General features: G+C 55.9%; 1 protein-coding gene. It reads right to left on the reverse strand.

The features are described 5' to 3' along the window. Positions 1-1,111 (reverse strand): FAD-dependent tricarballylate dehydrogenase TcuA (gene tcuA, locus ACXJ5O_RS27880; protein WP_457302741.1); only part of this gene is annotated, 1,111 nt, incomplete at both ends.

Here is a 1,111-nt window from a genome sequence, read left to right on the forward strand (position 1 = left end):
GCACTTCGCCCGGCTATGCGCCCAAAAACCGCTCCACTCATCAAGCCAGTTGCGCCCGGATAGTTGAAATAGAATAGTCCGCCTACCAGTTCACCGGCCACATAGAGACCTGGGATGGGAGATTGGTTGGTATCGATTGCCTGGGCATCGGTTGAAATGCGCAGACCTCCGAACGTAAAGGTTATACCGCAGGTCACGGCATAGGCTTCGAACGGCGCCACCTCGATCGGATTGGCCCAATTGGATTTCGGCAACGGCAGGCCCTCTGTCTTGCGGCCGTCCTTGACAGTTGGATCGAACGGGACGTCACGTGTGACAGCAGCATTGAATTCACGCACAGTCTTCAGAAACTCGTCACGATTGACGTCATCCATATTGTCGGCCAATTCTTCCAGTGTATTGCCGGTGACGCGAGTAACGCGCCGTGTGCTGTACTCCGGACGCAACAGATGAACGACCGTAGAATCGAAAACCTGCCAGGCAAATTGTCCCGGCTGCTCCAGAATGACTCGCCCGTATTTGGCATAGGTATAATTGCGGATGTCCGCGCCCTCATCGAGAAAGCGCTTGCCGGTGGCATTGACCATGATCGACCAGGGATAGCTGTCGCGCTCATAGTCTCCGGTTACAGCAAGATCGCCGAAATCTTCGGCATAACGCTCCCAACCAACCGCGTGGCAGCCGGACCAGTTACCCTTGGGTTGGGCTCCGATTTTCAGCGCCATTTCCAACCCGTCTCCGGTATTGAATTTGCTGCCACGTACCTTGGCCAGATCCCAGCCTGGTCCGAGATACTTGCTGCGCCATTCGCTGTTTGCCTCGAAGCCTCCGCAGGCAAGCACGACGGACTTGGCCGCAACCTCTTCTGTGACCCCATCAAACTTGGCCACCACGCCTTCAACACCGGCATCCGAACTGATCAGATCGCGAACCCAGGCATTGTAGCAAATTTCGATGCCCTTCTTTTCTGCGGCGAGATAAAGCGAATCGACGAGGCCCTGTCCACCCCCCCATGCTGCGAGTGTTGCACCGCCCCAAAATTTGAAACGGCCATCGACCTTGAAGGATTGCCTGCCAAATTGCGGGTAGAATTTGACGCCCTGCTCTACCA

Source organism: Phyllobacterium sp. P5_D12 (assembly GCF_054049495.1).